Origin of the sequence: Rhodococcus sp. DMU1 (genome assembly GCF_012272955.1) — a bacterium.
Taxonomy (GTDB): Bacteria; Actinomycetota; Actinomycetes; order Mycobacteriales; family Mycobacteriaceae; genus Rhodococcus; species Rhodococcus aetherivorans.
The window spans coordinates 6040461-6058285 of the sequence record NZ_CP050952.1 but is presented as its reverse complement, the minus strand read 5'-3'; the positions used below and the strand labels follow the sequence as shown (position 1 = coordinate 6058285).

The 17825-nt window shown below is 68.1% G+C and carries 17 protein-coding genes; 11 read left to right on the top strand and 6 right to left on the bottom strand.

Annotated features, from left to right (window positions below; translation table 11 throughout):
- The first annotated feature begins 138 nt into the window (after positions 1-138).
- Together HFP48_RS27770 and HFP48_RS27765 are read left to right on the top strand one after the other, a co-directional pair.
- Positions 139-966 (top strand): alpha/beta hydrolase, encoded by an 828-nt coding sequence (locus HFP48_RS27770; RefSeq protein ID WP_050036205.1) that lies wholly within the window; start codon positions 139-141, stop codon positions 964-966.
- An 86-nt stretch (positions 967-1052) separates the two neighbouring features.
- Positions 1053-1427 (top strand): helix-turn-helix domain-containing protein, encoded by a 375-nt coding sequence (locus HFP48_RS27765; protein WP_168580466.1) that lies wholly within the window; start codon positions 1053-1055, stop codon positions 1425-1427.
- A gap of 107 nt (positions 1428-1534) precedes the next feature.
- Here the strand turns inward: HFP48_RS27765 and HFP48_RS27760 are convergent, their stop codons facing one another.
- Positions 1535-2197 (bottom strand): TetR/AcrR family transcriptional regulator, encoded by a 663-nt coding sequence (locus HFP48_RS27760; protein ID WP_029546761.1) that lies wholly within the window; start codon positions 2195-2197, stop codon positions 1535-1537.
- A 141-nt stretch (positions 2198-2338) separates the two neighbouring features.
- Between HFP48_RS27760 and HFP48_RS27755 the strand changes: the two genes are divergently transcribed.
- From HFP48_RS27755 to HFP48_RS27735, 5 genes are read left to right on the top strand one after another with little or no spacing between them, the layout of a single operon-like run.
- Positions 2339-3472 (top strand): VOC family protein, encoded by a 1134-nt coding sequence (locus tag HFP48_RS27755; RefSeq protein ID WP_029546760.1) that lies wholly within the window; start codon positions 2339-2341, stop codon positions 3470-3472.
- Positions 3469-4407, top strand: a complete 939-nt coding sequence (locus HFP48_RS27750) for a fumarylacetoacetate hydrolase family protein (RefSeq protein WP_168580465.1) — start codon at positions 3469-3471, stop codon at positions 4405-4407. The genes HFP48_RS27755 and HFP48_RS27750 overlap by 4 nt, the downstream gene beginning before the upstream one ends.
- Complete coding sequence (locus tag HFP48_RS27745) at positions 4404-6293, top strand: acyl-CoA synthetase (protein WP_168580464.1); 1890 nt, start codon at positions 4404-4406, stop codon at positions 6291-6293. The genes HFP48_RS27750 and HFP48_RS27745 overlap by 4 nt, the downstream gene beginning before the upstream one ends.
- Entirely contained in the window at positions 6290-6646 is a 357-nt protein-coding gene (locus tag HFP48_RS27740; protein ID WP_065923265.1) for a DoxX family protein, read from the top strand. Before HFP48_RS27745 ends, HFP48_RS27740 begins: the two co-directional genes overlap by 4 nt.
- Positions 6643-8184, top strand: a complete 1542-nt coding sequence (locus HFP48_RS27735; RefSeq protein ID WP_168580463.1) for a bifunctional 3-(3-hydroxy-phenyl)propionate/3-hydroxycinnamic acid hydroxylase — start codon at positions 6643-6645, stop codon at positions 8182-8184. Before HFP48_RS27740 ends, HFP48_RS27735 begins: the two co-directional genes overlap by 4 nt.
- A gap of 747 nt (positions 8185-8931) precedes the next feature.
- Here the strand turns inward: HFP48_RS27735 and HFP48_RS27730 are convergent.
- The gene (locus HFP48_RS27730) at positions 8932-9174 is read right to left on the bottom strand and encodes a hypothetical protein (RefSeq protein WP_246872582.1); all 243 of its coding nucleotides are present in this window, start codon (positions 9172-9174) and stop codon (positions 8932-8934) included.
- Positions 9175-9657: 483 nt separating this feature from the next.
- Between HFP48_RS27730 and HFP48_RS27725 the strand changes: the two genes are divergently transcribed.
- The 3 genes from HFP48_RS27725 (at position 9658) to HFP48_RS27715 (ending at position 10855) form a co-directional block, all read left to right on the top strand.
- Positions 9658-10143, top strand: coding sequence for a hypothetical protein (locus tag HFP48_RS27725; RefSeq protein ID WP_168580461.1), 486 nt, complete (start codon positions 9658-9660; stop codon positions 10141-10143).
- Positions 10140-10430: a hypothetical protein gene (locus tag HFP48_RS27720; protein WP_051446122.1), complete on the top strand. Its 291-nt coding sequence runs from the start codon at positions 10140-10142 to the stop codon at positions 10428-10430. The genes HFP48_RS27725 and HFP48_RS27720 overlap by 4 nt, the downstream gene beginning before the upstream one ends.
- 137 nt (positions 10431-10567) lie before the next feature.
- Positions 10568-10855, top strand: coding sequence for a hypothetical protein (locus HFP48_RS27715; protein WP_006947522.1), 288 nt, complete (start codon positions 10568-10570; stop codon positions 10853-10855).
- 177 nt (positions 10856-11032) lie between these two features.
- Here HFP48_RS27715 and HFP48_RS27710 read toward each other — a convergent pair whose 3' ends face one another.
- The 4 genes from HFP48_RS27710 to HFP48_RS27695 form a co-directional block, all read right to left on the bottom strand.
- Positions 11033-12268 carry a fatty acid desaturase gene (locus HFP48_RS27710; RefSeq protein WP_168580460.1) on the bottom strand — a complete coding sequence of 412 codons (1236 nt, stop codon included), beginning with the start codon at positions 12266-12268 and terminating at the stop codon, positions 11033-11035.
- Positions 12269-12523: 255 nt separating this feature from the next.
- On the bottom strand, positions 12524-12751 hold the full coding sequence (locus HFP48_RS27705) for a hypothetical protein (protein WP_006947519.1): 228 nt from the start codon (positions 12749-12751) through the stop codon (positions 12524-12526).
- A gap of 1 nt (position 12752) precedes the next feature.
- Complete coding sequence (ctaD, locus tag HFP48_RS27700) at positions 12753-14483, bottom strand: cytochrome c oxidase subunit I (protein WP_029546752.1); 1731 nt, start codon at positions 14481-14483, stop codon at positions 12753-12755.
- 655 nt (positions 14484-15138) lie between these two features.
- The gene (locus HFP48_RS27695) at positions 15139-16248 is read right to left on the bottom strand and encodes an alcohol dehydrogenase catalytic domain-containing protein (protein ID WP_168580459.1); all 1110 of its coding nucleotides are present in this window, start codon (positions 16246-16248) and stop codon (positions 15139-15141) included.
- 214 nt (positions 16249-16462) lie between these two features.
- Here HFP48_RS27695 and HFP48_RS27690 point away from each other — a divergent pair, with 214 nt between their 5' ends.
- Positions 16463-17800 carry a hypothetical protein gene (locus HFP48_RS27690; protein ID WP_006932115.1) on the top strand — a complete coding sequence of 446 codons (1338 nt, stop codon included), beginning with the start codon at positions 16463-16465 and terminating at the stop codon, positions 17798-17800.
- Positions 17801-17825: the final 25 nt, after the last annotated feature.

Genomic DNA, 17825 nt, shown 5'->3' with positions numbered 1-17825 from the left:
CTCGCCGACCGCCCCCCGTCCGGCGAGCCTGGTAGCTCTCTAGCTGTTGTGAAGCTTGCAAGCAAGCACTCCGAGGGGCGACTGTCTCACAGTCGCGTTGCACTCCAGGCGCGGGGTCAACCGAGAGGCGGTCATCCCATGCAGAAGAAGACGCCGAGCGCTTCGACGCTGGAAGAACCACAGTTCATGAAGACGGCGGGGCTGCGTGTCCGCTACCGAGTCCGGGGCGACGGGCCGGCCCTGCTGATGATCAACGGTATCGGCCTCCCCCTGGAGTTCTGGCGTCCACTCGAGGCCCGGCTCGGGCGGTTTCGGACCATCACGGTCGACCCGCCGGGCTCGGGGCATTCCTCGGTCCCCCGCGGCCGCTTCGGCGTCCGCGAGCATGCGGGCGTCATAGATGATCTCCTCGAGCACCTCGGGATCGACTCGGCCGGCGTGCTCGGCCTGGCGTTCGGCGGGATGGTGGCGCAGGAGCTGGCGCGCCGGAGTCCCGGACGCGTCGAGAGGCTCGCGCTTGCCTCGACGAACTGCGGCCTGGGCGGCATGCCCAGCCCGCCGAGGGCGCTGACCGCCGTCTTCAACCCGGTGAGCTTCTACTCCCCGGCGTATTTCCGCAAGGTCGCCCCGCTGATCTACGGCGAGGGGATCGTCGACGATCCCGCGCTCCTCGACGAGCACCTCGAGATCCGCCGGGACTGCCGGCCGTCGTTGCGGGGCCATGTCGTCCAGCTCCGCGCGGCCTTCGAGTGGACCAGTCGACCGTGGCTGCGCCACCTGCCGATGCCCGTGCTCGTGATCGCGGGGAGCGACGATCGGCTCGTGCCGACCGTCAACGGCCGGATCATCGCCAAGGCCGTCCCTCACGGCCGCCTGGAGATCATCGACGGGGGCAGCCACCTGTGCGTGCTCCAGGAGACCGCCCGGGCGGCGCAGCTCATCGGGGACTTCCTCGATGAGGACTGAGCCGGCCGCGCCCTGCGATACTGCGCACGTGTTCCACGGGCTTCGAGCGTGTGTTCAGCCCCGAGCGTGTCAGTAAACTCGCGAGTATGAGGAGACCGTCGGCACAGCTCGGGGAAATCATCCGACGGCAGCGAGAATTCAACAAGTTCACCCTGCGGCAGTTCGCCGAGATGGCCGGGATCTCGAATCCGTACCTCTCGCAGATCGAGCGCGGACTGCGCGCCCCCTCGGCAACCGTCATCGATGCCATCCCACGCTCGCTGAACATCAGCGCCGACATTCTCTACGAGCAGGCCGGCTTTCCCGTGGGCGACCGCGAGGGCGACGACGCACGTGCACGAATCGAAGCCGCCCTCGAGGCCGACCCGGCCCTCGCGCCTCGACAGCGACGCGCCCTGATGGAGATCTACGACGCCATGGTGATGGCGGGTCCGGTTCCTCGCCCGCGCCGCCGCAGTTAGTCCTCGCCGCGTGATGCTCGGCAGTCGATCCGCACCAAGGATTCGAGGTTCCAGATCACGGCGGGTGGGATGCCGCGCCTGCCGACGATCCTGACGAAGCAGACGAGCTATGTGGCGGTTGCGGCTGGGGGCTGATAGTCGGCGTCGGGTAAGGGGCGTCGGCAGATTTCGTGGGCTTCGTCGGCCGAGACGCCGAACATGCGCAACAGGTCCTCGGTGACCTGGTCGGTGGCCTCCGCGTCGTCACGTTCGGGGTGGTCGTGCAGCAGTTGACCCAGGCATAGCGCGGCGCCTGCTGCGATTGTCATGGCCAGTTCGGGATCGCGCACGCTGAACCGGCCCGACCGGGCAGCTGCCTCGATGTCCCGGCGAGCTCTCGGCGCCAGGCCCTTGTCCGAGCCGATCAGACTCAGACCGTTGCTGAGCAGAACCTTGCTCAGCTCGGGATTCCTGCGATGGAGGCGTCCGGTCAGACGGAAGCTCTGCGCAAAGACCTGGGCGGGGTCGTCCAGATCTGCGGTCAGTTCGTCGAGCACCGCCCCATGGCGGTCGAGGGCCTCCTCCACGGCAGCGTGGAAGAGCTCCTCTTTGGTCTGGAAGTGGTTGTAGAAGGACCCCATCCCGACATCTGCGGCTTGGGTGATCTCGAGAATCGGGGCGGTCGGTTTCCCTGCCGCCATGAACGACTGGGCTGCGCGTACGAGTGCGGCGCGGGTGCGCGCCTTGCGCCGGTCCAGACGGTTCGGTGCATCGGTGTTCTGCTCGGTCATGCCTGCGTGCCCTTCTCTCTGATCCGTCCGACCTGGCCTTACCCTACGGCGCGTCATCAATTGTGACGAATTCCTCAAAAACTCTTGACTGACGATATCTTCGTAAGTGACGATATCGTCATAACTTGAAGGGAGTGGTCCATGAGTGTCCACCATGACCCGCATTCCGGACTGCACAGTGAGCAGGGCGCGCTGGCGGGCGAGCACCGGGGGAAGGCCGCCGAGCCGATCATCAAGGTGTTCGACCTCGCGTGGCTGGAGTTCGAGAAGCCCGACCTCGATCGGGCGGAGGCGTTCGCCCATGCCTTCGGTTTTGCGACGGCGCTCCGAACGGCGCACGAACTACAGTTGCGCGGCACAGACCCCGGTTCGCCCTGCGTGCTCATCCGCCGAGGCCCGCGTTCGCGGTTCGTCGGTCCCGCCTTCCGGGCAGCCGACTCGACCGACGTGCTGCGACTCGCAGACGCAGTCGGAGGCGCGGTCGTGCCCCTCCCTGAGAGCCTCGGCGGGATCGCTGTCGATCTCGTGGATCCAAGCGCTCTCGGAGTCCGCGTGGTGTCCGACACGTTCGAGTTGCCGGCGCTGGCCGCCCAGGCTCCGCTCCACTTCAATTTCGGACACGACCGCGGGCGGGTGAACGCCACCCAGCGGCCACCCCGCGCGCCGGCCACCGTGCAACGGCTCGGTCACGTCGTGCTCCAGACGACGAAGTACCTCGAAACGCTCAACTGGTACCTCGAGCACCTCGGACTGATCGTCAGCGACTTCCTCTACTACCCGGGGCAACGGGCCCGGGGCCCGATCATGAGCTTCATCCGCTGCGACCGGGGTGCCACGCCCACCGACCATCACACCCTCGCGATGGTTCTCGGCCCGGCCAACCGCTATGTGCATTCGGCATATCAGGTCGCCGACCTGGACTCCCTCGCGGCGGGAGGCGAGTACCTGCTCGACCGGGGCTACCGCCGGTCCTGGGGCATCGGCCGGCACATCCAGGGCAGCCAGATCTTCGACTACTGGCGCGACCCCGACGGATTCATGGTCGAGCACTTCAGCGACGGCGATCTCTTCGACAACACGCTCGAGGCGGGCTGGGCACCGATGACCGCGTCCGGACTGGCCCAGTGGGGGCCGCCCGCCACCAAGGACTTCCTCGGACTGAGCCCCGGTCGGGACTCACTCCAGGAACTGCGCGCCATCGCCCTCGCGCTGCGCGCCGACAACGAATTCGACCTCCACCGCCTACGCGGCCTTCTGAAAGTTGCCAGCTCATGACCATCTCTGTCCTCCGCACCGCCGACGCCTGGTGGGTCGTCACACCGACGGGTGCCGCCCGGGTAGACACCGAGGCCACCACCACCGCTCAACTGCTGGCCGACCGACCAGCCGTCGAGGCAGCGGCGTCCAGCGAGGGCACCGTGCCCGTCGAGACCCTCTCGTTGCTCTCCCCGGTCACCGACCCCTGCCGTGTGGTCGCACAGATGACGAACTTCGCCTCGCACGTCAAGGACGCGGGGATGAACCCCGACACCATTCCGTTGACCTTCTTCCGAAAGGCATCCGGTTCGATCAGCGGTCCCCACGACGACGTGATCCGTCCTGCCCATGTCCGGCTACTGGACTACGAGGTGGAGATCGGGCTCGTCTTCGGGCGTGAACTCCCCGTCGGCACCACGATCACCGCAGACACTCTCGCCGATCACGTCGCCGGCCTGGTTGTCACCAACGACATCTCCGCGCGCGACGTCCAGCTTCCCAAAACGCAGTTCTACGAGGCCAAGTCGTACCCGACGTTCACCCCGGTCGGCCCCGCGCTCGTACTGCTCGATGCCGACGAACTGAAGCGGTTCACCGACCTGCGCCTGCGGCTCTGGGTCAACGGTGAGCCTCGCCAGAACATGACCGTTGCCGACATGATCTACCAGCCGGCCGAGACTCTGCAGGCGCTGACCCGGTTCCAACGCCTCGATGCCGGAGACCTGCTGCTGACCGGAACACCGGTCGGGACGGCGCTGAGCGCCCCACCGAAGCCGATCGAAATCCTCTCCTCCCTGCTGCCGCCGGCCGTCAAATGGAAGCTCTTCTTTGCGGGCCAGGCCCGGAATTCGAACTATCTGCAGGACGGCGACGTCATCGAAGCCACCGTCGCCACAGACGACGGGACGATCGACTTGGGGCGGCAGCGCACGGTGGTGAGGTACGCGCGATGACCACCGACCTGCTGTGGCCGCGGTACGCAGCGCCCACGGATGTGACGGCGATCGAGGCCGTGCCGCTGCGAGATCGGGGGCTTCCGGAGTCCACCTATGCCTTGCTCACCCGAGCGGCCCGCATGTGGCCGGACCGCCTCGCGCTCACCGTCCTCCCGGATGCCGCACGGTGGCGGGAGCCGTTGCAGCGCAGTTTCTCCGAACTACTCGACGATGTTCACCGCTACGCGAACCTGCTCCATCGTCTGGGCGTGCGGCGCCACGACCCGGTCGCCTTGATGGCGCCCAACTGCGCCGAACTGATCCCCGCGACTCTCGCCGCGCAGCTTGCCGGCATCGCTGCCCCCATCAACGCGGCACAGTCGCAGCAGCACATCGCTGAACTGTTACGCCGCTCAGGTGCCCGGGTACTCGTCGCGGCCGGTCCGGAACTTGCGGCCGACACATGGGAGGTCGCGCACGAGATTGCCGTGAGCGGAGGGGCGGATGCAGTGCTGGTCCTCAGGCCCACCGGTGCCGCCGGCGTCCCTGCGGACCTGCCCGAAGTCGACGGAGTGCGGATCGGCTATTTCGGTGCGCTGTCGGCCGACATCGACTCCTCCGGCTTCGCCGGTGATCCCCCCCGTGGGTTCGACATGGCGGCACTGTTTCACACCGGCGGTACCACCGGTGTTCCGAAGCTGGCCGCCCACACCCACGACAACGAGGTCGCCAATGCCTGGATGCTGGCCGCGAACTCGTTGTGGGACCAGGACTCCGTGGTACTCGCCGCCCTGCCGCTGTTCCATGTCAATGCCTTGATGGTCACGCTGTTGGCACCGCTGTTCAAGGGCCAGGGTGTGGTATGGGCCGGCCCGCTCGGCTACCGCGACCCGGTACTGCTCAGCGAATTCTGGAAGATCGTCGAGCACTACCGCATCGCGTCGATGAGCGCGGTGCCCACCGTATACGCGGCCCTTGCGGAGCGCCCGGTCGACGCCGATATCAGTAGTCTGCGATTCGCCATGGTCGGAGCGTCGCCTCTGCCGACTGCGGTCGTCGAGAAGTTCCGGGAACACACGAGTGTCCCCCTTCTCGAAGGCTACGGCCTGACGGAGGCAACCTGCGCGAGTGCACGCAGCTTCACCGACGCGCCACGACCCGGCGCGGTGGGCCTACGGATGCCCTATCAGCAGGTCAAAGTGGTACGCGTCCGCGAAGACGGCAGCTGGGAAGACCTGCCCACCGGAACGACCGGCGTGCTGGCCATCAGCGGTCCGACGGTGTTCGCCGGCTACGCTGCCGCCCACGACGAACACGGACACGTGCTGGACGGTATGGGCAAACTGGTCGACGGGTGGCTCGATACCGGCGACCTGGCGCGCGTCGACAGCGACGGTTTCATCTACCTGGTCGGACGCGCGAAGGACGTCATCATCCGGGGCGGGCACAACATCGATCCAGCGGTCATCGAAGACGCCCTACTGGCCCATCCGCAGGTCACCGCGGTCAGCGCGGTGGGACGACCCGATGCCCACGCGGGCGAAGTGCCCGTCGCGTACGTCACCGTTGCCGCAGACGCCGGCATCACCGAGGAAGAGCTGCACGCCTGGGCGGGTGAGCGTGTCCCCGAACGGGCCGCGGCCCCCAGAACGGTGACCATCCTCCACGCCTTGCCCGTCACGGCGGTAGGCAAGCCCTACAAGCTCGCACTGCGCGCGGACGCGACACGGCGCGAGCTCGAGCAGGCCCTCGCCACCATCGCAGGGGTCGACAGCATCCATGCGTCCGTAGCGGACGGTTCGATTCTTGCCACTGTCGAGATCGACGGATCTGCCGGCGAACCGGCGGTCAAGGCGATCTTGGACCGATATGCGATCAATTGGAAGGTAATGGTGCGCAAATGATTACCGCATCCCTAGTTCTGGCGGTCTCGCTCGCAGTCCTCTACCTCCTGCTCGGCGTGAGCAAGATGGCGGCAACCTCGCCGATGCGGGAACGGGCAGCCCACGTCGGTATTTCCGTCAGCACGTATCGGGGTATCGGTGCGCTCGAGGTCGCCGGTGCAGCCGGTCTCCTGCTCGGCGGACTCGTACCGGCGCTCGGCGCCGCGGCCGGCGTCGGGCTCCTGCTCCTGATGGCAGGGGCCGTCGTTACGCACGTACGCAACGGAGATGGATTGCGTGAGATGACGCCCGCCATCCTCGTCAGCGCGCTGATCCTCGCCTACCTCGCCGTCCTGTTCGGATCGATCCGATGAGCGAGCGGGTTGTCCCGGTCGTCGTCGTCGGTGCCGGACCCACCGGACTGACCGCCGCCACGCTGCTTGCTCAGCACGGGGTCGACTGCCTGATACTCGAGCGCTGGGAGGGCGTCTATGCGCAGCCGCGGGCGGTCCACCTCGACGGTGAGATTCACCGGATCCTGGCGCATCTCGGGATCGCCGACGAGTTCGCGGCGATCTCCCGGCCGTGCCTCGGGTTGCGGCTCCTCGACCGGAACATGCGAATTCTCACCGAGTTCCACCGAGACCCCGGTCCGGGCGTACACGGCTACCCCGAGGCCAACATGTTCGATCAGCCGCAGTTCGAGGAGATCCTGCGCGCCAATCTGGAACGGTACCCAGGGGCCTCTCTGCGCGGCGACGTCGAAGTAACCGGGCTGGCCCACGACAAGACCGGCGGCATTCGCGTCGACTTCACCGACCGAAGCACCGGCGTGCACGAATCGGTACGGACCAGATACGTGTTGGGCTGCGACGGCGCCAACAGCATGGTCAGAGAACAGATTCAGGCAACGATGCGGGATCTGAAGTTCGAACAACGCTGGCTGGTTGTCGACGTCGCCACCACCGCAGACCTCGGCGAGTGGGAGGGCGTGCACCAGGTGTGCGACCCCGTGCGCGCGGCAACGTACATGCGGATCGGAAAAACGCGCTACCGCTGGGAGTTCCGTCTGAAGCCCGGTGAGAGCGCCGAGGACTATCGCGAAATGGCCCGACTGCATCCCCTCATCTCGCCATGGACAAGGAACACACCGGCCGAAGACCTGGAGTTGGTCCGTCTGGCCGAGTACACCTTTCGAGCCCGAATCGCGGACCGATGGCGCGACCGGCACGTGTTTCTGCTGGGCGACGCCGCCCATCTCACACCGCCCTTCATCGGACAGGGGATGGGGGCCGGGATGCGGGACGCGATGAACCTCGCCTGGAAACTTGCAGGCGTCCTCCGCGGGGATCTGCCTGAGAGCGCTCTGGACACCTACGAGATCGAACGCAAGCCCCACGCACTGGCGCTGATCCGGCGGGCCAAGTTCGTCGGAATGGCCATGACCGAGGGCGGCGAACTCGGTAATCTCATCCGCCGCGTCGCCTTACCGCTGTTGCACCGCGTGCCGGGCCTCAGCGACAAGATCATGGACAACGAGACCCCGGCTCTCCGCCGCTCCAGTCTCATCGAGCGATCCCGACTACGCAGAAGCCGAGCGGGCCGCCTGATCCCGAATCCGGTCCTCGACGAGGGTCGCCGATTCGCCGAGGTCGTCGCCGGCCGGTTCGCGGTGGTCACCTCCGTCTCCCCGACCCCGGAAGAACGCACCGCCATCGAACAACGGGGTGGCACAGTCCTGCTGGCTCGGCCGGACACCGATCTGCACCGCTGGCTACGCCGCGGCCGGGCGCGCGCTGTCATCGTCCGGCCCGACGGCACCGTCCTTCGTAGCGGCAACGAACTGTCCGCCCTCTGCGCCGCCCTGCCCCGCTTCCACACCGACCACTCGCCAACGTTCCTCACACAGTGAGCCACCCTGACGGGTCTCCACTGCGCACGCGTGCGGATGCTCCGAGCTGCCGGCCGCCGAGTGCTCACGCCACGTCATCCGAGATTCCGACCCGATTCCCCCGCGCTTTGCCGACTCGGACCGGTGGTGTGGTTGTCGCGACAGGGAGTGTCCGATAAGGACACTCCCCATCGGCGACCGACGGACCGCACCCGCGCGGGGGCGTGTGGCGGGTCCGTCGAGACCCCGGCGGATGTGGGTCGGTAGGGCCGTGCGGCGGTTCCGACCCTACGGTGCGGCCTCCGGTATGCGGGCTGTCGGCAGGTGGCTCGTGCCGGCAGTCGCGGAGGTTGAGGCGGCGAACTGTCAGCAGGACGAGGGTGGGGACGCCGATCAGCAACAGGACGGGGGCAAGAGCGTCGAACATCGGGATTCTCCGATCGGAGTGAGAGGTCACGCTCGCACGGGGTGGCATGGACCGAGGCGAGACGGTTGCGGGTGTGGCAGACGACGGCGTCGGCCACCGGCACACGTACCGGCGATGCCGGAACGTCCGGCGGACCGTGCACATCCCGGCCACCAGCAGCGGCAAAGCAACCGCGAGGAGCCAGGCACCGGCGGTGCCGGCCAGGACCGTACCCGTACCACTGAGCAGTATCCGCATGCGCCACCCGTGCCCACGCGTGCACCATCAGTGCCGCACCATCGCCGTTTGGGCAAGGGTGAAATCGACGAACACGCCGATCGCGCACAGCGGCACGAGGGTGGTCATCCGACCGCGATCAGCAGCAGCACATCGTCGTCGGCCGGCGGGAATTGCAGTCGAGTCCGCTCTGCGGCCGGAGCCGGCGAGCAGTAGCGGACCACCGGGATCCCAGAAGGCGGCACCGGCGGGCGACGGACATAGTGCAGCGGTGCCCGGGCCGTCGGCCGGTCCGAAGCGGTGTTGAGGTAGCGGATGACCAAGGCGGCTGTCACGAACGCCCCGAGGAGCATCCACGTGGTCAGCATGTCGCTCACGCGCACGTATCCTTCCTTCGCGTCGACGGGTTTCGACCACCAACGAGCATCGGCCCGTCCCGACCCGGCAGGGAAGACTCGCCGTCGGATCCTTGCGAAATCTCTACGCCTCCGGACGGAGGAGCCGCCGCCCCGTGCCCGTCACGGCGGGCAACAGCACACCGCGTTGTGGCCTGCGCCCCGATTCGCGTCTCCTGCATCGCTCGATCGAACTCCACCGCCGGCACGGGATGCGCTCCGATGCTCGAGTACTCCGATCTGCATGCCGAACGCTCCGAGCCTCCGACAGTCGCCCCCATTCCGAGCGAGGGCGCCACGGGCCCCGCGAAGCTGGGTGATGAGTAAGCACCGCATCAAACTTTCGGTCCAGAGCATAAGGAAAGCGTCAAGACGCATCCGTTTCGATCCTCGGCGGCGGTATGGGTGGAAGGACCCGCAACGGCGCGGGCCACCTGATCAAGGAGAAGGTCCGCAATGCTCGCCCATTGGCACCTGTTCGCCCGATCACGGCCGAAGCAGAACGTCTGGATCGACGTGTCCGAGTGCGCCGCGGACGTCGGCACGATCGATGCCGGCGTCGAGCGGGTGTTGCACCGACAGCACCTGCGCCTGGCGGGGATGTGCTGCGCACTCGAGACTCCCGGGGCCGGGGAACGCTGCCTGGACGCGTGTATCGACCGTGCGGTCGCCGCGATGGAACACATCCGGCGCCGCCACGGGGTGCTACTGAGTCAACTGGCGATCACCATCGCGGACGCGAGCATTCCTGCGGCTGCGGCATTGGAGCAACGCGAGGTGAGTGCCGTGATCGAGGACTGCCTTGATGCGGCCTGCGCCCGCTACCGTTACCCGCGCCCGACCGTGACCCTGCTGCTCCACACTGTTGCGAGCACTCCGACCGGCCCCTCGCACGCCAGCACACTCGACATGGTCCGCGACGCGACCCTCGAACTCTCATGATCATCGCATCCGTCCGCCCCGGTCCGGTGGGGCCAGCCGATGCCGAGGCTGCGGCCCGCCGTGCCGACCGGGCACAGGCTCAGCTCTTTCTCGGCGTGCTCGAGCGAGAATTCGAGCAGGTCACAGCGCGGATCAACTTTGCTGAGCACTGCGCCGCCGATGAACAACGGCACGGCTTCGCGGTCAGTGCCCAACGATTCGAGGACGAAGCATGCAGACTGTGGGTCACCCTCGGTGAACTCCACCGTATGATCGCCGCCCTGCGTGCCCGGCAGACCCGGCCTTGACGCACGGACGCCGGTCACGGCATGCGCCGCGGCCGAGCCGAGACGCCCCTGCCCGGCGCACGGGTAGTGCGGCGAGATCCAGCGGTGCGAGGCACCATGGACGGACATGATCGCCTTGTCCTGAATGGGGAGCTGGTATGCCGCCACACCGTTCCACCGAGTCGCCGTTCCGCAACGGTGCGGGTAGCACCGCGCTTGTCGCGGGAATCACCGCCGCGGTGTTCGCCTTCGTTCCCCTCATCGGTGACCTGATCACGATTCCCGCCGGGCTGGCCGCGGTGGTCTGCGGCTGGGTCGGCCTGGACCGGGTCGACAAGGGCCTGGCAACGAACCATCGGGAGGCCCTCACCGGTGCCGTCCTCGGTACCGCGGCACTGTTCGTGGTGTTCGTCGTCTTCGCCGCAACCCACAGCGCCGGCGGATGACCATCGGCCCGCCCCCGGGACCCGCCGACCGTGGTGAGGTCGGTGCACCTGGTGCGCCGGGGTCCGGTGCAGGCGGGGGTGCGGCGCCACTGGTTCGGCGGGTCCGCGGCGATCATCTCGGCGGCCGTGCCCGGCTGTGAGTCCGCACGACGGCACTTCGAAACACCTACGCGTCGATCAGCGCATCCCCAGAAGTCGGCGCACGCCACGAATCCGGCGGTTCGCGCGGATCGTGGTGGCCAGTCCGCGCCGCCGGCCGGTGACGGGATCGACAACCGGCATCCCGCCGAAGCCGCGTTCGGATGCGGTCTCGGGAGCGGCGTCCGAAGTGTCTTTGAGGTACTTGTTCGGCAGCGACAGTTTCGCGATGGTGCGCCACGTCTTGAGGTACTGCACCGCGAGCGGACCGCTGGTGTAGGGCAGGTCGTACTTGCCGCACAATGCGCGCACCCGCACGGCGATCTCGGCATACCGGTTCGACGGTAGGTCCGGGAACAGGTGGTGCTCGATCTGATAGCTGAGGTTGCCCGTCATGAAATCCATCAACGGACCACCGGAGATGTTGGCGCTGCCGAGCATCTGTCGCAGATACCAGCGGGCCTGGCTCTCGTTGTCGACGTCCGCCCTGGTGAACTTCTCCGCGCCGTCGGGAAAGTGCCCACAGAAGATCACCGCGTTGGTCCACAGATTACGGATCACGTTGGCAGTGATGTCGGCTGTCAGGGTGGACTTCCACGCCCTCCCGGTGAGGGCCGGGTACAACACGTAGTCCTTGCCGATCTGTCGGCCCACCTTCCGGCCCACCTCACGCAGCTTACGGCTGGTTTCGGCACGGTCGTCCCGGCCCCTGGCGACCTTGCCGAGTTCGAGGTGTTGGATGGCGACGCCGTATTGGAACAGCAGCGCGAGCAACGCGTTGTAGACGAGGTTGCCGGCGTTGAACGGCTTCCACCGTTGGTCCCGGGTGACCCGGATCAGGCCGAATCCCACGTCGTCGTCCATGCCCAGGATGTTGGTGTACTTGTGGTGCAGATAGTTGTGGGTCTGCTTCCAGTGCGCCGACGGGTCGGCGTTGTCCCATTCCCAACTCGCGGAGTGGATCTCGGGATCGTTCATCCAGTCCCATTGCCCGTGCATCACGTTGTGCCCGAGTTCCATGTTGTCGATGATCTTCGACACGCCGAGCAGACCCGTGCCGAGCAACCACAGCGGACGGCGCCGGCTGCCGAACAGGGTCACCCGCCCGGCGAGCTCGAGGCTGCGCTGCAACCTGATGGTGTTGCGGATGTATCGGGCGTCGCGTTCGCCGCGGGAGTCCTCGATGTCGCGACGGATGGCATCGAGCTCTCGGCCGAGGGCCTCGACATCCGCGTCCGTCAGATGCGCGAATTCCTGAAGATCTGAGATGGCCATGCGACTACCCTAGCGTAAGTTACGACACCGTAAGTTACGGCACCGTAAGGATGTGGTGGCGGCCGGAGCCTCGCGTGCACACGCCATGGCGCCGTACCCACCCTTCCGCAGGGGCGCGACGACATGCTCCACGGAATCTCCGCCTGGTGCCGGCACTGGTCGAACTGGCGCAGCGCCGGCCGGACCAGTGCCCGCGCGCCACCACACAACCCCACATCAGACACCGTCGATGCAGTACTCAGCCCGGGCGGGACGTCAAGACCACCGGGTCGGCACGATCGTCCTCCGGCTGGTGGCACCGACCGCGACCGTGCCGGCGAGGGCCGCGACGATCAGCAGCACGGCCGGGGCCGGGGCCAGCCACCACGGGGACGCGAGCAGCACTGCCAGCACCAGCATCGCGATCAGTAGGGCCGTCGGGTCGGGGCGGGTGCGGGTCTCGCCGAGTGTCGTGTACCGGCGGAACCGGCGTCCGTCCTCCATGTCAGTGCTTCCCCTCGATCGCGCGAGCGGTCTGGGCGTGCGAACCCCAGCCCACGTGCGCCTCGGACCGCATTTTTTCGCTCATGTGCGGGTAGTGCAGCTCGAACGCCGGGCGCTCCGAGCGGATGCGCGGCAGCTCGGTGAAGTTGTGCCGCGGCGGCGGGCAGCTCGTCGCCCACTCGAGGGAGTTGCCGTAACCCCACGGGTCGTCGACGGTCACGACCTGCCCGTACCGGTAGCTCTTGAACACGTTCCACAGGAACGGCAGGGTCGAGGCGCCGAGCACGAAGGCACCGACGGTCGAGATGATGTTCAGGGTGGTGAACCCGTCCGAGGGCAGGTAGTCGGCGTAGCGGCGCGGCATGCCCTCGTTGCCCAGCCAGTGCTGCACCAGGAACGTGGTGTGGAAGCCGAGGAAGGTCAGCCAGAAGTGCCACTTGGCGAGACGCTCGTCGAGCATGCGCCCGGTCATCTTCGGGAACCAGAAGTAGACGCCGGCGTAGGTGGCGAAGGCGATGGTGCCGAAGAGCACGTAGTGGAAGTGCGCCACGACGAAATAGGACTCGTGCAGCTGGAAGTCGAGCGGCGGGCTGGCGAGGATGACGCCGGACAGGCCGCCGAACAGGAAGGTGACGATGAAGCCGACCGAGAACAGCATCGGCGACTCGAACGTCAGCTGGCCCTTCCACATGGTGCCGATCCAGTTGAAGAACTTCACGCCGGTGGGCACCGCGATCAGGAAGGTCATGAAGGAGAAGTACGGCAGCAGCACGGCGCCGGTGGCGTACATGTGGTGCGCCCACACCGCGATCGAGAGCGCCGCGATGGCCAGGGTCGCGTAGACCAGACCCGAGTAACCGAAGATCGGCTTGCGCGAGAAGACCGGGAAGATCTCCGAGACGATGCCGAAGAACGGCAGCGCCAGCACATACACCTCTGGGTGGCCGAAGAACCAGAACAGGTGCTGCCACAACATGACTCCGCCCGTTCCGGGGTCGAAGATGTGAGCACCGAACTGGCGGTCGACGAACAGGGCGATCAGCGCCGCCGCGAGCAGCGGGAAGATCAGCAGGATCAGCAGCGAGGCGATGAAGGTGTTCCAGGTGAAGATCGGCATCCGGAACATGGTCATGCCGGGGGCGCGCAGGCACACGATGGTGGTGATGAGGTTGACCGCACCGAGGATCGTGCCGAGACCGCCGACGGTGAGTCCGAGGATCCACAGGTCGGCACCGACGCCGGGCGAGTGCAGCGAGTTCGTCAGCGGCACATACGCCGTCCACCCGAAGTCGGCCGCGCCCCCGGGGGTGAGGAAGCCGGTGGCGGCCATGAGCCCGCCGAAGACGTAGAGCCAGAAGCCCACCGCATTGAGTCGGGGAAAGGCCACGTCCGGAGCGCCGATCTGCAGCGGCAGCAGATAGTTGGCGAAGCCGAAGAACACCGGAGTCGCGTACAGCAGCAACATGATCGTGCCGTGCATGGTGAACAGCTGGTTGTACTGCTCGTTGGACAGGAACTGCAGGCCGGGCACGGCGAGCTCACCACGGATGAGCAGCGCCATGAGGCCGCCGATGAGGAACCACGCGAAGGCCGCCACGATGTACATCACGCCGATGACCTTGTGGTCGGTGGAGGTGACGACCGTGAGGATCGTCGAGCCCTTCGGGCGGCGGGTCGGAGGATACGGCCGCTGCGCGTCCGGCCTCCTCAGTATCGGCGCGACATCAACCATGACCACGACTCCTGACTTCGGCCCCACCGCCGTCCGTGTGGGGCATCGAGCTCCGACCTGCTGCCGCGAGAGGGTGGATCCGCGTCCTCCCGTTCGGCCGACGAGACGGCGGCGCAGGCGTTCGTCCCGGAACGGAGCGGAGCCGTCGACCGTCGGCGCGCTGACTCTTGCACCGCGGCATCGGCATCGGCAATGAGACGTGGAGCACGTCCGCGGGGCGGCGAAGGCCCGGCGGCGGGTGTCGGCAACGGCCGCTGTGCCCGGACGGACGGGACGGGCGCGGGAGCCGAGGCGGTAGTCGATCGGGTCGAAAGGTACTGATCAACAGGTTGTTCCACAGGTGTGGACATGCGCGCGCGCAGGCGAGCCGGGCGGTGCGGGCACCGACCGCACACCGGCGGGACCGGGAGCGCTCCCTCGACTCTGTCGCCGTCGGCGGGACCGAGGACTCGGAGAAAGGGCCCAAAGTCTCCCGCCGACTGTGCCCATCGGCCGGAGCACTCCGGCGCCCAGCGAGGGACCGAGTGGCCGGGTCGGCCGGGCACCTCGTCCCGTGCCGCTCGACGGGTCGCTCGGCCGTCCGGAAAACCACTTCCCGCAAGATATCCGGTCCGGGACCTTGGTCCCGGACCGACCGGCACCCGGCCTCTTACCGTCAGTCGTCGAAGATGATGACCTGACGCACGGCCAGCCCGTCGGCGAGCTGGTCCATGGCCTCGTTGATGCGCGACAGGGGGATCCGTGCGGAGATCAGTTCCTCCACCGGGAGCCGGCCCTCCCGCCACATCCGCGCGTACTGGGGGATGTCGCGGCGCGGCACGGCCGAACCGAGGTAGCTGCCGACGATCGTGCGTGCCTCCGCGGTCACCGTCAACGGGGAGATCGCCGCCGTCGCGGTCGGCGCGGGCAGGCCGACCGTCACGGTCGTGCCGCCGGGCGCCGTGAGACCGAACGCGGTCTCGAACGCCCGTGCACTGCCGGCACACTCGATGACGTACCGGGCCTTGACGCCCCGCTCCACCGCCTCGGCCGGCGTGTAGGTTTCGTGTGCTCCCAGCTCGCGGGCGCGGGTGAGCTTGTCGTCGAGGGTGTCGATCGCGACGATGCGCGAGACGCCCTGCGCGACGGCCGTGAGGAGGGCGGCCATGCCGACCCCGCCGAGGCCGACGATCGCGACGCTGTCCTGCGGCCGCGGCCGGGCCGCATTGAGAACGGCGCCCCCGCCGGTGAGCACGGCACAGCCGAGCACCGCGGCGACGTCGGGCGGCACGTCGTCGTCGACCGCGACGGCCGACGCGCGGTCGATCACCGCGTGCGTCGCGAAACCCGAGACCCCGAGGTGGTGGTGCACCGGGTGGCCGTCGCGGTGCAGGCGACGGCCGCCGTGCAGCAGTTCCCCGGCGTTGTTGGTGGCGGACCCGGTCGTGCAGGGCAGCCGGCCGTCCTCCGCGCAGCTGTCGCACGCCTCGCATCTCGGCAGGAACGACATGACCACCCGCTGCCCCACCCGGAAGTCGTCGACGGAGGAGCCCACCTCGACGATGCGGCCGGCCGCCTCGTGCCCGAGCAGCATCGGTACGGGGCGGACCCGGTTGCCGTCCACGACGCTCAGATCGGAGTGGCACACCCCGGCCGCCTCGATCTTTACCAGCAGCTCGGTCGGTCCCGGCGCGTCGAGCTCGAGTTCGGACACGTTGATCGGTTTCGACTCGGCGAACGGCCGCGGCCGGCCGATCTCCTCCAGGACTGCGCCGGTGATCCTCATCTGCCGATACTCCTCGGGTCCGCGGGACGGTTTCCGGATCCCACCGTAGGTCTCGTGCGGGAAGGTTGGTGGGCGTCGGCACCGATCGATGCGCCGTTTCGGACAGAAACAACGGTCGGGACGCGTGAAGATGTCCGATTTCCGGCACCCCGCGACGGGCGGTCCACCTGCCCCTCGGCGCGCGCCCACGCCGGGACGGTCGCACAATGATGCGATGCCGGACCGCGGATTCACCCACACCCAGCTCGCCGCGCGGGCTGCCTACCTGCTGCGCGGTAACGACCTCGGCACGATGACCAGTGCCGCCCCGAAGCTGTATCCGCACATGTGGAGCTGGGACGCGGCGTTCGTCGCGGTGGGGCTGGCCCCGTTGAGCGTCGAGCGGGCCGTCGTCGAACTCGACACCCTGCTCTCGGCGCAGTGGCGCAACGGCATGATCCCGCACATCGTGTTCGCGAGCGGGGTGGACGGTTACTTTCCGGGTCCGGCGCGCTGGGCCTGTACCGATCTCGCCGCCGCCGCGCCACTGGGCCCGCAGACGTCGGGCATCACCCAGCCGCCCGTGCACGCCATCGCGGTGCAGCGCATCCTCGACCACAGCCGCCGGCACGGCCGCAGCACCCGCGCCGTCGCCGAGGAGTTCCTCGACCGCCGCTGGCCCGACCTGGTGCGCTGGCACCGGTGGCTGGCCCGCGCCCGGGACCTCGACGGCAACGGCCGCATCGCGCTCTACCACGGTTGGGAATCGGGCATGGACAACTCGCCCCGGTGGGACGCGGCCTACGCGAACGTCGTCGCCGGCGCGGTGCCGACGTTCCGGCGCGAGGACCTCGCCCACGTCGGCGACCCGAGTCAGCGGCCGACGGACGCCGAGTACGCCCGCTACCTGTGGCTGCTCGAGGAGATGAAGGAAGTGCGCTACGACGACGACGCCCTGGCCACGGCCATGAGCTTCGCCGTCGAGGACGTGTTCGTCAGTGCCGTGTTCGCCCTCGCGTGCGACGTGCTCGCCGTCATCGGGGAGGAGCATTCGCGCCCGAACGCCGACGTCCGCGAGCTGCACGAGTACGCCGACCGGTTCCGCCGCGGCGTGCTCGACACCACCGATCCGCGCACCGGCGCCGCCAAGGACTTCGACCTGCGCAGCGGCCGCTGGATGGCCACCGACACGCTCGCGATGTTCGCGCCGTTGTTGTGCGGTGGCCTGCCCCGCGGCACCGAACGGGCCCTGCTGCGCACCTTCGAGGGCCCGAAGTTCTGCGGCCACCCCGACCTGCGCTACGCGGTGCCGCCGTCCACCTCCCCCGTCTCCCGGGATTTCCGTCCGCGCGAGTACTGGCGCGGGCCGGTGTGGCCGGTGATGACGTGGCTGTTCTCGTGGACGTTCGCCCGCCGCGGGTGGGCGGAGCGCGCTCACCTGCTGCGAGCGGAGGGTCTGCGGCAGGCCAGCGACGGCTCGTTCGCCGAGTACTACGAGCCGTTCACCGGCGAGCCGCTCGGCAGCATGCAGCAGTCGTGGACCGCCGCCGCGGTACTGGACTGGCTGGGGTGAGGCGGTGTCCCCCGCACCCGCACGG

What these genes read in the sequence shown, in the direction of transcription:
- HFP48_RS27770 (WP_050036205.1), top strand. Translation starts at nt 139, where the DNA reads ATGCAGAAGAAGACGCCGAGCGCTTCGACGCTGGAAGAACCACAGTTC.
- HFP48_RS27765 (WP_168580466.1), top strand. Translation starts at nt 1,053, where the DNA reads ATGAGGAGACCGTCGGCACAGCTCGGGGAAATCATCCGACGGCAGCGA.
- HFP48_RS27760 (WP_029546761.1), bottom strand. Translation starts at nt 2,197, where the DNA reads ATGACCGAGCAGAACACCGATGCACCGAACCGTCTGGACCGGCGCAAG.
- HFP48_RS27755 (WP_029546760.1), top strand. Translation starts at nt 2,339, where the DNA reads ATGAGTGTCCACCATGACCCGCATTCCGGACTGCACAGTGAGCAGGGC.
- HFP48_RS27750 (WP_168580465.1), top strand. Translation starts at nt 3,469, where the DNA reads ATGACCATCTCTGTCCTCCGCACCGCCGACGCCTGGTGGGTCGTCACA.
- HFP48_RS27745 (WP_168580464.1), top strand. Translation starts at nt 4,404, where the DNA reads ATGACCACCGACCTGCTGTGGCCGCGGTACGCAGCGCCCACGGATGTG.
- HFP48_RS27740 (WP_065923265.1), top strand. Translation starts at nt 6,290, where the DNA reads ATGATTACCGCATCCCTAGTTCTGGCGGTCTCGCTCGCAGTCCTCTAC.
- HFP48_RS27735 (WP_168580463.1), top strand. Translation starts at nt 6,643, where the DNA reads ATGAGCGAGCGGGTTGTCCCGGTCGTCGTCGTCGGTGCCGGACCCACC.
- HFP48_RS27730 (WP_246872582.1), bottom strand. Translation starts at nt 9,174, where the DNA reads ATGCTGACCACGTGGATGCTCCTCGGGGCGTTCGTGACAGCCGCCTTG.
- HFP48_RS27725 (WP_168580461.1), top strand. Translation starts at nt 9,658, where the DNA reads ATGCTCGCCCATTGGCACCTGTTCGCCCGATCACGGCCGAAGCAGAAC.
- HFP48_RS27720 (WP_051446122.1), top strand. Translation starts at nt 10,140, where the DNA reads ATGATCATCGCATCCGTCCGCCCCGGTCCGGTGGGGCCAGCCGATGCC.
- HFP48_RS27715 (WP_006947522.1), top strand. Translation starts at nt 10,568, where the DNA reads ATGCCGCCACACCGTTCCACCGAGTCGCCGTTCCGCAACGGTGCGGGT.
- HFP48_RS27710 (WP_168580460.1), bottom strand. Translation starts at nt 12,268, where the DNA reads ATGGCCATCTCAGATCTTCAGGAATTCGCGCATCTGACGGACGCGGAT.
- HFP48_RS27705 (WP_006947519.1), bottom strand. Translation starts at nt 12,751, where the DNA reads ATGGAGGACGGACGCCGGTTCCGCCGGTACACGACACTCGGCGAGACC.
- ctaD (WP_029546752.1), bottom strand. Translation starts at nt 14,483, where the DNA reads ATGGTTGATGTCGCGCCGATACTGAGGAGGCCGGACGCGCAGCGGCCG.
- HFP48_RS27695 (WP_168580459.1), bottom strand. Translation starts at nt 16,248, where the DNA reads ATGAGGATCACCGGCGCAGTCCTGGAGGAGATCGGCCGGCCGCGGCCG.
- HFP48_RS27690 (WP_006932115.1), top strand. Translation starts at nt 16,463, where the DNA reads ATGCCGGACCGCGGATTCACCCACACCCAGCTCGCCGCGCGGGCTGCC.